General features: G+C 62.1%; 11 protein-coding genes and 1 other RNA gene. 2 read left to right on the top strand and 10 right to left on the bottom strand.

The genetic code is table 11. From position 1 onward, the window contains the following. Positions 1-86 precede the first annotated feature (86 nt). The 3 genes from zwf to OHL11_RS00250 form a co-directional block, all read right to left on the bottom strand. Entirely contained in the window at positions 87-1,601 is a 1,515-nt protein-coding gene (zwf, locus tag OHL11_RS00240) for a glucose-6-phosphate dehydrogenase (protein WP_263369461.1), read from the bottom strand. Between the two features lie 140 nt (positions 1,602-1,741). Continuing rightward, positions 1,742-2,683 (bottom strand): phosphogluconate dehydrogenase (NAD(+)-dependent, decarboxylating), encoded by a 942-nt coding sequence (gene gnd / locus OHL11_RS00245; protein WP_390236452.1) that lies wholly within the window; start codon positions 2,681-2,683, stop codon positions 1,742-1,744. A 75-nt stretch (positions 2,684-2,758) separates the two neighbouring features. After that, entirely contained in the window at positions 2,759-3,658 is a 900-nt protein-coding gene (locus OHL11_RS00250; RefSeq protein ID WP_263369463.1) for an oxidoreductase, read from the bottom strand. Between the two features lie 64 nt (positions 3,659-3,722). Between OHL11_RS00250 and OHL11_RS00255 the strand changes: the two genes are divergently transcribed. Next, entirely contained in the window at positions 3,723-4,301 is a 579-nt protein-coding gene (locus OHL11_RS00255) for a YkgJ family cysteine cluster protein (RefSeq protein WP_263369464.1), read from the top strand. A 157-nt stretch (positions 4,302-4,458) separates the two neighbouring features. Here OHL11_RS00255 and OHL11_RS00260 read toward each other — a convergent pair whose 3' ends face one another. From OHL11_RS00260 to OHL11_RS00280, 5 genes are all read right to left on the bottom strand, one after another. Then, on the bottom strand, positions 4,459-7,080 hold the full coding sequence (locus tag OHL11_RS00260; protein WP_263369465.1) for a DUF3536 domain-containing protein: 2,622 nt from the start codon (positions 7,078-7,080) through the stop codon (positions 4,459-4,461). Between the two features lie 282 nt (positions 7,081-7,362). After that, positions 7,363-7,758, bottom strand: coding sequence for a ribosomal maturation YjgA family protein (locus tag OHL11_RS00265; protein ID WP_263369466.1), 396 nt, complete (start codon positions 7,756-7,758; stop codon positions 7,363-7,365). A 5-nt stretch (positions 7,759-7,763) separates the two neighbouring features. Beyond that, positions 7,764-8,480: a DNA-3-methyladenine glycosylase family protein gene (locus OHL11_RS00270; protein WP_263369467.1), complete on the bottom strand. Its 717-nt coding sequence runs from the start codon at positions 8,478-8,480 to the stop codon at positions 7,764-7,766. Positions 8,481-8,587: 107 nt separating this feature from the next. Then, positions 8,588-8,776: non-coding RNA, 6S RNA (ssrS, locus tag OHL11_RS00275), on the bottom strand. A 41-nt stretch (positions 8,777-8,817) separates the two neighbouring features. Next, positions 8,818-9,867, bottom strand: coding sequence for a TlpA disulfide reductase family protein (locus tag OHL11_RS00280; RefSeq protein ID WP_263369468.1), 1,050 nt, complete (start codon positions 9,865-9,867; stop codon positions 8,818-8,820). 164 nt (positions 9,868-10,031) lie between these two features. On the opposite strand from OHL11_RS00280, the gene OHL11_RS00285 reads away from it, so the two are divergent. Beyond that, positions 10,032-10,958, top strand: a complete 927-nt coding sequence (locus tag OHL11_RS00285; RefSeq protein WP_263369469.1) for a hypothetical protein — start codon at positions 10,032-10,034, stop codon at positions 10,956-10,958. A 193-nt stretch (positions 10,959-11,151) separates the two neighbouring features. Here OHL11_RS00285 and OHL11_RS00290 read toward each other — a convergent pair whose 3' ends face one another. Next, positions 11,152-12,645: a DEAD/DEAH box helicase gene (locus OHL11_RS00290; protein ID WP_263369470.1), complete on the bottom strand. Its 1,494-nt coding sequence runs from the start codon at positions 12,643-12,645 to the stop codon at positions 11,152-11,154. 323 nt (positions 12,646-12,968) lie between these two features. Further along, entirely contained in the window at positions 12,969-13,847 is an 879-nt protein-coding gene (locus OHL11_RS00295) for a glycosyltransferase family 2 protein (RefSeq protein ID WP_263369471.1), read from the bottom strand. Positions 13,848-13,910: the final 63 nt, after the last annotated feature.

Genomic DNA, 13,910 nt, shown 5'->3' on the forward strand with positions numbered 1-13,910 from the left:
GTCCAGGGTTCAGGGCCCAGGGTCCAGAAAGACCCCGGGCAGTTGTCGTCTGAGCCCTGGACCCTAAGCCCTGGGCCCTTGTCTTCTTACAGCTCGTGCCACTTGCGGCCATCGCGCGCCAGCAGATCGTCCGCGCACTTCGGGCCCCAGGTGCCGGCCTCGTAGTTCGGGAAGTCCGCAGGCTTGGTTGCCGCCCAGGCTTCGAGAATCGGGGTCATCAGAGCCCAGGTCGTTTCGACGCCTTCGCGCTCGGCAAAGAGCGTACCGTCGCCCAGCATTGCGTCCAGCAACAGACGCTCATAGCCATTGGCCGAGCTCTTGCCGAACGCATCCGCGTAGCTGAAGTGCATCTCTACCGGCTTGACGTTGGTCGTCGGGCCGGGGATCTTCGCACCGAACGTGAGCGTGATGCCCTCGTCCGGCTGAATGCGAAGCTGAAGCACGTTCGGCTGGATGCTGCCGTCCTTCGCGTTGTTCTTGAAGAGGTGCAGAGGCGGCTGCTTGAAGACGACCGTGACTTCCGTCACGCGCTTCGCAAGACGCTTGCCCGCACGGATGTAGAACGGCACGCCGGCCCAGCGCCAGTTCTCGATCTCGAGCTTCATGGCGGCATAGGTTTCGGTGGCCGACTCCGGGTTCACGCGGTCTTCCTGGCGGTAGCCGATCACCTTCTGGCCATCCACGGTGCCCTCGCCATACTGGCCGCGAGCCGTGTTCTCCACGGGGATCGGATCGATCGCCTTCCACACCTTCAGCTTCTCGGTACGGACCGCAGCTGCCTCGAACGAGTCGGGTGGCTCCATCGCAACGAACGAGAGCACTTCCATCACATGGTTCTGCAGCACGTCGCGCAGCGCGCCGGCGGTCTCGTAGAACGGGCCGCGGCCTTCAATGCCGATGGACTCAGCCGCCGTGATCTCCACGTGGTCGATGTAGTTGCGGTTCCAGATCGGCTCAAACAGCGCATTGCCGAAGCGGAAGACGAGGATGTTCTGCACCGTCTCCTTGCCGAGGTAATGGTCGATGCGGAAGATCTGGTTTTCCTTCAGCACGGAGTTGATCTCGGAGTTCAGCTTCTTCGCGCTCTCGAGGTCGGTGCCGAAGGGCTTTTCGATGATGACGTTGACGAAGCCGCCCTCAGGCGCGTCCGTCATGCCGTGCTTCTGCAGGCGCTGTGCGATGTCTGCGAAGTATTCCGGAGCCACAGCGAGATAGAACAGGCGGTTGCCCTTGGTGCCGAGTTGGCCGTCGAGGTCAGCGAGGAATGCCTTCAGCTTTTCGAAGCCTTCGTCGTTGTCGAACTCGGTGGCGAAGTACTTCACCTTGTCCATGAAGGGCTTCAGGGTCGAGTCGCCGGCGTCCACGCCGCCACCCTTGATAATGCCGTCCTGCATATCGGCGGCGAAGGTCGCGGACAGATCGCGGCGCGCTACGCCCACTACCGAGAAATCCTCGGGGAGCAGGTTCTGCTGCTTGAGATGAAAGAGTGCCGGCAGAAGCTTGCGCTTCGTGAGATCACCGGAGGCGCCGAAGATGACCACGATGCATGGGTCAGGAACGCGCTCGGAGTTTGCCGCGGGGGACTGGGTCGTTTCTGGCATTACGGAAATATCTCCTGGATAGGAAAGATGCGGGTGAGTGCGGTCAAGATGCGGAAAGGATCGAGATAAGAGAAGAGAGATCAGAGATTGGACCGTTGCCGCTCCCAAATCTCTGATCTCTTATCTCTGTTCTCTGCTGCTTAGTCCTTCTTGACTGCGTGTCCGCCGAAGGCCCCGCGCATGACGCTCAACATGCGGTCGGTCATGTTGTTCTCTTCGCGCGAACGAATGCGGCGAATGAGCGACTCGGTGATTACCGGTGCGGATACGTTGAGGTCGATCGCCTCGAACACGGTCCAACGGCCTTCGCCGGAGTCCGGAACGTAGGGAGCGATGCCGTCGAGTTCAGGATTCTTCTTGAGCGCGTCAGCGGTGAGGTCGAGCAGCCAGGAGCGGACTACCGAGCCGTACTGCCAGATCTCAGCAATCTGAGCGTTGTCGAGCTCGAACTCCTTCTTCGCCTCGAAGATCGCGAAACCCTCGGCGTACGCCTGCATCATGCCGTACTCGATGCCGTTGTGCACCATCTTGACGAAGTGGCCAGCGCCAGCCGGGCCCGTGCGGCCCCAGCCCTTGTCAGCTGCCGGTGCGAGAGTCTCGAAGATCGGCTTCAAGTACTCGACCGTCGGCTCATCGCCGCCGACCATCATCGAGTAGCCCTCGGTGATGCCCCAGATGCCGCCCGAGGTGCCGACGTCGACAAACTCGTAGCCCTGCTTCTGCAGCTCTGCATAGCGGCGCTGCGAATCCTTGTAGTTCGAGTTGCCGCCATCGATGAAGATGTCACCCTTGTTCGCGAACGGCTTCAGACCTTCGATGGTCTTGTCGACGGCTTCACCCGCCGGCACCATGATCCAGATCGCCTTGCGACCCGTGAAAGCCTTGCACAGCTCTTCGAGCGAGGAGACGCCCTTCGAGCCAGCGTCGGAAAGCTTCTTCACCGCATCTGCGTTGAAGTCAAAACCAATAACCGTGTGCCCGGCGCGGCGGAGGCGTTCTGCCATGTTGCCGCCCATTTTGCCGAGACCGATGATTCCAAGTTCCATGGGTTCTCTGTCCTTTGCGTGTGTGACGCCACTTATGAGACTACTCTTCTGTCGTGTCAATGCAAACCTGTCACGAAGTTTTGATAAACGAAACGTGACAGGTAGCCGCTTCTATTTGTATGGATTTGCCGACTCGACGCCGGGGAAGTCTGCGCCGAACGTGACTTCCTTCCACTGCGACATCTCGTCCTGAAAGGATGTGAGCTTCTGCTGGAAGCGGTTGTAGGCCAGCGCTCCGAGCACCAGGTGACGCGGTGACTTGGGCGCAGAGACCGCTGCGACCATCGCCTCTACAGCCTTCTGCGGATCGCCCGCCTGCTTGCCGTTCTGTGCTTCCATGTAGGCGCGCGTTTTGCCGGCGGTCTGCTCGTAGTCGGCAATCGTCTTCTGCGACTTCTTGCCCGAGGTGCCGAGGAACTCCGTGCGGAACGGTCCCGGCTCCACGATCGTCACGTCAATGCCCAACGGCTCGAGCTCCGCACCAAGCGCCTCGCCGAGACCCTCAATCGCAAACTTCGTCGAGTTGTAGAACGCCCATCCCGGCAGGCCGACGAGTCCGCCAATGCTCGAGAGGAAGAGAATGTTGCCCGTGCGGCGCTCGCGGAAGTGCGGCAGCAACGCCTGCGTCATCTGGATGAGGCCGAAGACGTTCGTCTCAAACATCGGGCGGTACTCGTCTTCGTGCGCCTCTTCAAAAGCAGCGGTCAAGCCGTAGCCCGCGTTGTTCACGAGCACGTCGATCTTGCCCCAGCGCGCGAGCGCGTCCTTCACAGCAGCGTCGATCTGCGCGGGCTTGGTCACATCCAGAGCCAGACGCTGCACCTGTGCGGGCGCGCTGGCTTCGAGTTCTTCCAGCACATCGGCGCGACGCGCCGTCGCTACCACGTTCGCACCCAGCGAGATGAGGTATTTGGCCAGCAGGAAGCCGAAGCCCGAGCTGGTGCCCGTAATGAACCACGTCTTGCCACGCTGCGAGGAGTTATTGCGAGTGAGTGTTTCAAAAGTGCTCATGCAAGCTAGGACGCGCGCCATGCGTGTCACGATGCAAAAGCAGCCGATAAACTGATTTCGTCTCGTGAACGAACTCTTCCCCATCATCGACGCAGCGCTGGAGTCCGCTGCAGAACGCTCGGGCACATGGCTGGCCTGCAAGCCCGGCTGCCACCAGTGCTGCGTCGGCGTCTTCCCTGTCTCGCCGCTCGATGTGGAGAGCCTGCGCGAAGGGCTCGCCAGCCTCGGCGAAGAGCTGCGTGGGACCGTGCTCGCCCGCGCCGCCACCAGCCGCGAACGCCTGCGCGCGCTCGGCTTTCCCGGCAACGACGAGACCGGCGAACTCTTCACCGAGGAGCAACACGAAGAAGCCTTTGAAGAGTTCGCGAACGACGAGGTCTGCCCCGCGCTCGACCCCGCCACCGGCACCTGCGACGTCTACGCGTGGCGCCCGGTGCAGTGCCGCACCTTCGGTCCGCCCATGCGCGACGAGGACGATCACCTCACCGTCTGCGAGCTCTGCTTCGTAAACGCGCCTGCCGAGGACGTCGCTCGCTGCGAAATGGACCAGAGCTGGCGCGACGAAGAGTATGCGCTCATTGAAAAGGCCGAAGAACGCGCTGCGTTCCCCGGCCCCACCGTTGTCGCCTTCGCGCTCCGCTAGCGCTATCTCTCACCACGAACGGGTGCCCCAGGTCTCGCTTCTGAGACCTGGGTTTCCAGAGAACTCCTCGGAGAGCAAGGAAGCAGCACCGCAAGCATCCTCGCTCTCCCACGTCTCCAAGAATCGAGACGTGGGGCACCCGACATCATGGTTGGAGCTAGAACGTTGCGACGCCGTGCTCGACCACCAGGTCATCCACGCTGAGGTTCAGCGCGTGACCCAGCTTGCGGAAGCCCTCACGCCACTCCACCGACCACTCGCTCGCGCTCTCGCGCCGCAGCATGTCGTTCCAGATGTTCTGCGCCTGCCAGAGGTTGATGTCCATGGGCAGCGAGCGCAGGCTCTCTGCCGTGGCGACCGTCTCGTTCAACACCGACAACGTGCCCGCAGGCTCGGCTTGTTCGAGCGCCATCATCGCACGCTTCATGCGACGGTCCGCCGCATACGCCAACCCCGGAGCATCGAGCGCGAGCTTGTCGATCATGGCACGACGCACGAGGCGCGAGACCTCCGCGGTGTCATAGCGATCTGCATCCAGCGCGCGGCGTAGCGACGCGTTCACCGCAAAGCCCGCCGTGAGCGCCAGCGCCGGAGGCACCGGCATGTTGCTCTCCGTCAGGAAGTGCAGCAGCGTGGCGTGCTCCTCGTAGATGCGCGTCAGCGAACCCTCGACCTCATCCATCGTCGTGTCGAGGATGCTCTTCATGATGTTGTGCTGCTCGTCCGCAAAGAGCGACGTGAGCGAGTACATCGAGCCGCCAAAGAAGCGGTCCGTCAGGCGGATCAGCTCCGGCAGGTTCGCGCGTGCGATAGCCTCGGAGGCCGCTTCGGCAAACGCGTCCCACAACCCATCGTCCTTGGCGGAGTCATAACGACGCACCGCAGCGGAGAGGTTCTGATCGCCGAGATGCAGCACGGCAAAGCAGACATCTTCGCTCTCTTCCGTGATGCGCGACTTGATGGTGGCGCGGCCAAACGCGAAGCGTCCGCGGCCCGACGCCAACACATCGAACGAGCGACGATACACGTCGAAGCAGAAGAGATCGCCCGCATCGGGATAGGCACGGAACATCGAGCTGATCGCATAGTGCGCGCCCACATGCTCGAGGTCGAGACGACCACCGACCACGTAGCGCTTGTACACTTCCTCGCCGTTGCCGATCTCCGCAACGTTCGACTCCGCCTTGCTGAGCACCGCGCAGAACTCCGCCTCGAGGCTCTTGCCCGCTGCGCCGAAGAGCTGCTCCGCAAGCTGGATGACGCGGCCTGCATAGGCGATGATCTGCACCGTCTCGATGCCCGAGATGTCGTCAAAGAACCAGCCGCAGCTTGTGTACATCAGCTGCGTGTGGCGTTCGAGCTCCATCAGTTCATACGCGGTCACGCGCTCTTCCGCACTCAACTCATGCGTGGCATGCTCGGAGAAGAAACGCTCGGTGGAAGCCTGCGAACGGTCGAGCACGACCTCGATGTAGGCATCGCGCGCAGCCCACACGTCCTTGAAGAGCGTCTTCGCCAGCTTCTCAGCGAGCGGCGCGGTCTGGTCGCGCAGCAGGTCGAGCGCCTCGCGCAACGGCGCGCGCCAACGCTGATGCCACGGCTTGCCGCCATTACAGCCGCAGTCCGAACGCCAACGCTCCACGCCATGCGCGCAGCTCCACGAGCTTTCGTCGACAACCTCGGCTTCCATGTGCGGCGGAAATTTCGCGAGGAACTCGCCGTAGTTCGTCGGGATCGCCAGCTTGTTTTCTTCGATCCAATGCAGCGCATAGCTCAACGCCATCTCGCCGTGGCGATGATGATGGCCGTAGCTTTCGCCGTCGGTGGCCACATGCGAAAGCTGCGGACGATCGGCAGGCTGGTTCGGATCAATCGCCGTGAGCAGACGCTTGGCGAAGATTTCGCCGGAGTTCAGCAAGCCTTCAAACGCGATCGCGCGCGAGTTGGGGCCGTGGTAGAAAAACACGTCAATCGAGCGGCCTTCATCAAGCTTCACGCGATACGGACGTGTCGTGTCGACCGACTGATCGTTCGTCTCCAGCCACTCAATTTCATTTTTCTTTGCAGCGGTCTTCGGCGCAGCTTCTGCGGTCGCATCCACAGCACCGGAGGCGCGGCGCTTGAACTGCTTCTCCGCCGCAGCCTGCGCGTTCGTGCGCGGCGCGGCGATCTCGCTGGGGTCCAACGCACGCACGCGTGCGCACTGGTGCGGCGCGAGTACGGTGAACTTGATGCCTTCCTGCGCCATCAGGTCAAGCACCCAACGGCTCACGGCCGTCTCGGCCAGCCACATGCCCTCAGGCTTGCGGCCGAAGCGATGCTCGAAGTCGGCGATGCCCCAGCGGATCTGTGTGCGCGCGTCGCGCTCGCTGGCGAGCGGCAGGATGATGTGGTTGTAGACCTGCGCCATCGCCGAGCCGTGGCCGCTGTAGCGCTCCGCGCTGGCGGCGTCGGCCTCGAGAATCATGCGATAGGTGCGCGGCGCGTACTCCTCGAGCCAGCTCAGCAGCGTCGCGCCGAAGTTGAAGCTCATGCGCGAGTAGTTGTTGACGATGCGCGTGATCTGGCCCTGCAGGTTCTGAATGCGCGAGGCACCGTTCGGCGCATAGCACTCGGCCGTGATGCGCTCGTTCCAATCGTGATACGGCGCGGCGGACTCCTGAATCTCAACGGTTTCGAGCCAGGGGTTCTCGCGGGGCGGCTGGTAGAAGTGGCCGTGGACGCAGACGTAGTGCTGCGGTGCAGCAGTCTGAAGCGAATTGTTTTCGTTACGCGGCATGAGGTTCAGGATAACGAAAGGCAGCTTCTAGCTGCCAGCTTCCGGCTTCTAGCTTTTCATTCGCTGGAAGTCGCCGTGCTCCCACCGATCCAGGTGCCCCCTCCGTACGCAGCTCTATGCTGACGGGTGAGCGGCCACAGCTTCCTCGCGCATCCTGCAAACCCATGTCTCAAAAATCGAGACATGGGGCACCCGTTCTCGCAGAGGGACGCTCTTCTGACACGTTGGGATCACTGACACTCTGGTTGGAAGATGCCTTTCGACAGTGGCACCAAGCCCGCATCAGGAGTTCTGATGAGCCTGCGCTCTGCGCTGACGATCCACCAGCGTCGCAATCGCAATCGCCAACCAATACGCGACAACGTTGCGCGGTGAGAAGATCGCTCCCAGCAACAACTTGCCCGCTAATGTATGGCGAAATGCATCGAGCGGCGACCACGCGATCAACCGACTCAGCTCCACGGCAAGCGCGAGCACTGCAGCGATCAGCGCAACGACGCGCACGGAAGCCCGCGGCAGCAAGACAACGCACAGGCAGTACACCGCCACCGCCCACAGCATGGAGCCGCCATACTTCCACGCAAACCGCGGCAGATGCAGGGGCGCGTAACGCCACGCGATGCCTGCTGCGATCACCACCAACATCGCCAATGCCGCATGCAAACGACGCGCGAGCATCGCGGCTACTCCGGCTGCACGATCTTGCCGGCGGCAACATCGCAGGCGCGCCACATGTACCAGCTTGCGACCGAGCGCCACTCGCCCCACTTCTTTGCGCGCTTCTCAATCTGCTCCGCGGTTGCGAGCAGGTCCGGCGTCACCTTCACGTCGGGCTTCAGGCCGAGGTACGTCAGCGCGAAGCCCTTGCGCACGCCGTAGTCGCCAACGGGCAGCACGTTCGGGCGACCCAGTCGGAACATCAGAAACATCTCCACGGTCCACTTGCCGATGCCGCGCACCTGCACCAGGTGCTCGATGATCTGCTCGTCGCTCATCTTTTTGATCTTCGCCATCGTCGGCACGGTGCCGTCGAGCGTCTTCGCGGCGAGGTCGCGCAGCGAAAGCGTTTTGTTGTGCGAAAGCCCCGCGTGGCGAAGTTGATCGGTCGGGCACTCCAGCAGATGCTCGGGCGAGGGGTGCACGCCGAAGCCGCAGATCGGCTCAAAGCTTTCGAGCATGCGTCCGTGGATCGCCGCAGCGGCTTTGCCATGCACCTGCTGGTAAATGATCGCCTCCACCAGCGCCTCAAATGGCGACTGGCGCGGCGAAATCCGCATGGTGAACGGCCCTGCCTTGTCCATCAGCTTGGCGAGCTTGGGATCCGCCGCGCGCAACGCGGCCACAGCCGCTTCCGTGTCATAAGGAGGCTTCTTCGTGCGGAGCGTATGGGGGCTAGGCATAAAGGCGAGGGTATAGGGTTCAGGGCCCAGGGTCCAGAAAGCAGAACCGCCGTGCCGCTTGTCTTCTGAGCCCTGGGCCCTAAGCCCTGGACCCTGAAGTTTGAGAAGACCGACCCGCTGGGCCGTGAAACGAGTTGCAGGTGAACCCGCCGGTAAGCGGTGGGGTCTAGCCGAGGTTCTTTAGGCTTTCGGGACTGGCCGACATAGCACACCGAACCTTCGCACGAGCCAAACCCCTGTTCAAAGAGTATTGGTTCAACCTGCAGTGGTCGCCCGCACCTGCTTTGCAGGCCGGTCTCCGTTGTTGGATGCTAGCCGAGGTTGAGTCGATTAGCAACTACCGCTCATTTTGAGCGACTTGGGGCTGCAGCTTTTGCGCTTCCTTCGCCTTCGCAATCAGCTTCTTGATCTTCGACTCGACGTTCGAATCCGAACCGACCATCTCCGCCGTCAGCACGCCGTCGGAGTCGATGGTGAAGTAGTGCGGGATCGACTGCACCTCGAAGCGATCGGAAAGCTTGTGGTCGGCGTCGCGGTACTGTGTCCAGGTCATCTCGTTGCGGCCGATGAACTCCTTCCACGCCTTTTCGTCCTTGTCCCAGCTCACGCTGATGATCGTCAGCGGCTCGTCCTTGAACTTCTTTGCGATCTGCTTCAGCTCCGGCAGCGCGGCGTTGCAGGGGCCGCACCACGTGGCCCAGAAATCGATCAGCACCACGCGGCCGCGCATCGTGTCCGGGTTGAAGCGTGTGCCGTCGAGCGCGGTGACCTCGAAGGCCGGCGCCATCTTGTGCAGCGAAAGCTCGGGGTTTTCGGCAAAATGCTGGGCGCGGACGCGCGACGGGTCCTTCGGACTGCAGTTTTTGGCGCAATCGGCGAAGGCCAGTTTGGCGTGCTCATTGTCGCCCATCATGGTCAGCACCTTGCCGTCCTGAAACTGCGCGGAGATGTTGTGCGGATAAGCCTCGATGGCCTGCTGGTAAAGCGCATGCGCCTGCTTCAGCGGCTCGGGCTTCGGCTTGTCGCCGGCCTGCCCGATGAGGATGTTCGCGTGCTCGGCGTAGGCCAGCGACCGCTCGATCGGGGTCGAGGCCAGCGCTTCCTCCTGCAGAATCGCCGCCAGCGCCGGCTTCCAATCGTGGAGTCCTTCGTCGATCATCACGATCTTCTGCAGGCAGGCCATGCACTTGCCACCGGCCACCTTGCTGGCCTTTTTGTACTGGTCCAGCGCGAAGGAGTACTGGTGCTGCTTTTCCTGCAGCCGCGCCTCCTGCAGCGCTTTCTGAAAGGCCGGGTCGCTGGCATAGGCGGTGTCGGTCTGCGCAGGCAGGGCGCACGGCGCAAGCAACAGAAGAACAGCGACAACGGGGCGCAGAAAGAGTTTCACAGCGAGGCCTCGGACAGAAAAGATGGAGTGAGTGCGATCATCTTCTCCCATGCCGCGGCCGAAGACAAGTCGAAACCACTGCGCAGAGCGCGCCGAAACGGTAAAATAAACAGGTCCGGGCCATTGCGTCCGTTGAGCAAGATTTTTCTTCCTGAAGGAATCCAATGAGCACTGTAGCGAACGCGCTGGGAGCGCATGTAGAAGCCGCCGCCAAGGCTGCCGGCCTCGTCCTTACGCCTGCTGAAGCAGGCACCGATTTCGCCGGCAATCCGACCGTGCGCGCCGTCGTCTCGCTCGCCTCTGATCCTGCAAAGAGCACCAGGCTCGAGCTGAGCGAAGGTTTTGACTCGTCGAACGCGAAGTTCACCGAGCAGCTGAACGTCTTCTTCACCGAAGCCGCAGAGCGCCTGAAAAACCCGCGCCCGGATGTGTACCTCACCATGCTCGGTATCCCGGTCAGCTTCAGCGACTACGCGTGGCCCTTCCACGGCTCGACCTCGGGCGCAGACACCTTCGTCGTCCACGGCCAGATGCACCTCGAGAACGGCGAAGCTCCGACGCTGCATGCGAAGGTTTCGGCGTCAATGACGCGCACCTTCGCCGAGGTTCTGCCCGCGCTGGAACAGCCGTTTGCCGAGAGCTTCGTTTACAACGCCGTGCGCAAGACGCTCGATCAGGGTCAGCTGGAAATGACCAAGACCGGCAACCGCCAGATCGTACCCGTGACCACGCGCTACTACTCGCCCAAGCAGAACCGCTTCATCTTCAACGACACCGATGCTGATCAGCGCAAGGAGTTCGTTGCAGGAAAGGTCTTCTGGCTCAGCCACGTGCTCGGTGACAACCAGCCTGTCTGGGTGGCTGATCCGCGCGACGCACAGTACATGAACACCACCACGGCAGAGCTGAACTCGGCGCTGGCTGCGCTCGCGAGCGAAGGCCTGGTAACGATCAACGCCGCGGGCTGGGCTTCGGCGACCGAAAAGCTTGCCGCCAAGCGCGACGAGTTCTTCACGCTGCTCGAGGAAGGCGTCGACTTCACCAAGCCGACCTTCAACGAAGACATGCGCGCCGGCAACACGAACATGTAATTCTGCTTCGCAGAAAGATGCGAGGGGCGAGATACGAGATGCGAAAGCGCATCGAGTGTCTCGCCCCTTTTGCATGCTCTCCGTCCGAGCTGTAATGAAGGCGCCTGCGAGCCAAGGATCGTTCACAAGCACCCCAAAAAGAAAACCGCGAGCACGAGGCTCGCGGCTGTAAGTAAAGTCCTACAGAGAAAAGTTAGCTGCGGCGACGGCGGTTGCCACCGGGGCGTCCGCCACCGTTGCCGCTGCGGCTGCTGCCGTTAGCCGAACCTGCGCCCGGACGGCCGCCACGCGAGTGGCCCGCGTGAGGACGGCCACCGCCGGAGTGCGGGCCCTTGGACGACTTCGGTCCGCGGTGCTGGGCATGCGGCGCTGGTGCCGATTCGCCGGACTCGCTCTTCCACGAGCGCGTCTCGAGCGAGAGCAGGTCAGCAGAAGCGAGGTCCAGAGGAGCGTTACGCTCTTCCTTCGCGAGGTTCTTGTCGGCTTCGCGCCACTGGAACTGGATCTTCAGTTCGCGCTCGAGCTTACGACCGTCGCCCTTTTCGAGCGGCGTGACGAACGTGGTCGCAACACCCTTCGCGCCCGCGCGGCCGGTACGGCCAATGCGGTGAACGAAGTCGTCCGAACCGTTCGGCAGGTCGTAGTTCACGACGTGCGCGATGTGCGAGATGTCGATGCCACGTGCAGCCACGTCGGTAGCGACGAGGATGCGGGCGCGGCCATCGGCGAAGCGCTTCAGGGCCTGCGAACGCTGCGCCTGCGAGCGGTCGCCGTGGATCACTTCAGCCGAGTGGCCGAGCTTTTCCAGCTTGCGAGCGACGCGGTCCGAGCCATGCTTGGTGCGCGCGAAGACGATGAACGTGCCCTCTTCTTCAGCGAGCATCTTGTCGAGCTGCGAAAGCTTCTGGTCCTGCATGACGATGTACGCACGCAGCTCCACGCGGTCGCTCGGCTTCGAGGTGTTGCCGATCTCCACGCGGACGGGCTTGGTGACGTACTCCTTCACGATCTCGCGAATGTTCGCATCGAGCGTAGCGGAGTAGCACATGGTCTGGCGGTCCTTGGGCAGCGCGCCGACGATGCGGCGGATGGCCGGCAGGAAGCCCATGTCCAACATGCGGTCCACTTCGTCGAGGACGAGCATGTCGACCTCATCGAGGCGGATGGCCTTGCGGCGGAGGAAGTCTTCGAGGCGTCCCGGGGTAGCGACGACCACACGCGGGCCGCGCTTCAGCTCGTCGAGCTGACCGTTTTCGCTGAGACCGCCTACGACGAGCACGGAGTCGTTCTTCGTCGTCGGGCAAAGCTTGTGGAAGTTCTCGAGCACCTGCATTGCGAGCTCACGCGTCGGCAGCAGGATGAGCGCGAGAATCGGCTCCTTGTGCGACTTCGTGGAGGGCTTCGAGATGTCTTCGAGGCGCTCGATCATCGGCACCAGGAAGCTGAGGGTCTTACCCGTTCCGGTCGATGCGGTGGCGAGAATGTCTTCGCCTTCGAGCGCGGGAGGAATCGCGCCAGCCTGCACCGGCGTGGGGGTCACGTAGTTTGCGTCTGCGAGGCGCTTCTTCAGCGAATCGGAGAGCTTGAAGTCGTTGAAAACGACTGCCGAAGCCTGGTCCTGCGTAATGGTGCGTGCCACTTCGAGCGGCTTGGGGTTGAGGATGGAATCAAGCGTAAGTGTAGACAAGTTGTAAAAATCCTATGCGTCGGTAAAAGGGTGAAACGCATGCAGAGACGCGAGGCGGCGCAAGGCGCGACGATCCTTCGGCGACATGGATTCCGGGTATCAGCTTTGCGTAGGGGAGATCAGAATGCAATCTGTATCGCTTGGCAAGCTGCTGCACGGCGAGGTCTGCTCACAAGCGAGCGACCATCTAGCCAGAGCATCCAGCAATCGTACGGCTGGTTGAAACACAGCGCTCGCGGTCTCTGGCTCGACCCGAATCCATCGGTGGTCGTCTCCCGCGGTGCTTGCAGCCGAAACTCGGCTACAGTCCGATTATAGCACCATTACCTGGCGTTGTATGCACCTGTTTTGCCGCGCAGCCCGTGGCCCACGCCACGGAAGAAGAATCGGATCTTCTTGCCGCGGTCCGGCTCGAAGAGCGCCATCTTCAAAAGGTCCTTCGCGCTGATGGCAAACTGCCCCAGCATGAACGGCAGAAACCGCTTCCAATAGCGCCGCGTGACCCAGATCTTGTTGCGTTCCTGGTAGTAGCGGCGGATTGGCGAGTAGTTGGCCGCCTGCACCTTACGACCGAGGAACGAGTGATACGTCGGCGTGCCGGGCGAGTGCATCAGCACGGCGTTCATGCACTCGGCGATGACCCAGCCGCGCTCCCGCACGCGCAGGCTGTACTCATAGTCCACGCCGTCGATGAAGAGCTCGTCTGCAAATAGCCCTGCCTGCTCGAAGACCCACATCGGCGTCAAGCTGCCGGAGGTCGTTGCTGCGTCGAGCGTACCGTCGCTCTCGCCCGGGGGCGTCAGCACATGGCCGTAACGGCTGTCGAAGTAGCGCGGCACGGTGATCGCGAGCTTCTGCGCAAAGGGTGTCTCCTGCGCGAAGCAGAGCATCTGCTCGACAAAGCCTTCGGTGACCGAGCTGTCCTGATCGAAGAGGAAGACCCACTGGGCCTTCTGCGCCTGCGCGTAGCGAACGCCCTGGTTCAACGCCGTGGCGATGCCGAGGTTCTGCGTGTTCTCGATGAGATGGAAGTTGCCTGGGGCGCGCTCGCGCAGCATCGCCACTTCCTCTGCTGTCGAGCCGTTATCGACAACGACGATGGTCTCTACCTGTTGCCGCAGCAACGCGAGGTTTTGCAGCACAGCATCATCGGGATGGTACGAAACAACGACTGCGCAGACGTCTTGAAGCGAAGATTGCATGTCACCTTGGTTAGATGCCACGAACGGCATCTGATTGCCTGCGGCTAGAATGAATCTCAGTCT

The sequence above is a fragment of the Granulicella cerasi genome (genome assembly GCF_025685575.1).
GTDB lineage: Bacteria > Acidobacteriota > Terriglobia > Terriglobales > Acidobacteriaceae > Granulicella > Granulicella cerasi.

What these genes read in the sequence shown, in the direction of transcription:
- zwf (WP_263369461.1), bottom strand. Translation starts at nt 1,601, where the DNA reads ATGCCAGAAACGACCCAGTCCCCCGCGGCAAACTCCGAGCGCGTTCCT.
- OHL11_RS00250 (WP_263369463.1), bottom strand. Translation starts at nt 3,658, where the DNA reads ATGAGCACTTTTGAAACACTCACTCGCAATAACTCCTCGCAGCGTGGC.
- OHL11_RS00260 (WP_263369465.1), bottom strand. Translation starts at nt 7,080, where the DNA reads ATGCCGCGTAACGAAAACAATTCGCTTCAGACTGCTGCACCGCAGCAC.
- OHL11_RS00265 (WP_263369466.1), bottom strand. Translation starts at nt 7,758, where the DNA reads ATGCTCGCGCGTCGTTTGCATGCGGCATTGGCGATGTTGGTGGTGATC.
- OHL11_RS00270 (WP_263369467.1), bottom strand. Translation starts at nt 8,480, where the DNA reads ATGCCTAGCCCCCATACGCTCCGCACGAAGAAGCCTCCTTATGACACG.
- OHL11_RS00285 (WP_263369469.1), top strand. Translation starts at nt 10,032, where the DNA reads ATGAGCACTGTAGCGAACGCGCTGGGAGCGCATGTAGAAGCCGCCGCC.
- OHL11_RS00295 (WP_263369471.1), bottom strand. Translation starts at nt 13,847, where the DNA reads ATGCAATCTTCGCTTCAAGACGTCTGCGCAGTCGTTGTTTCGTACCAT.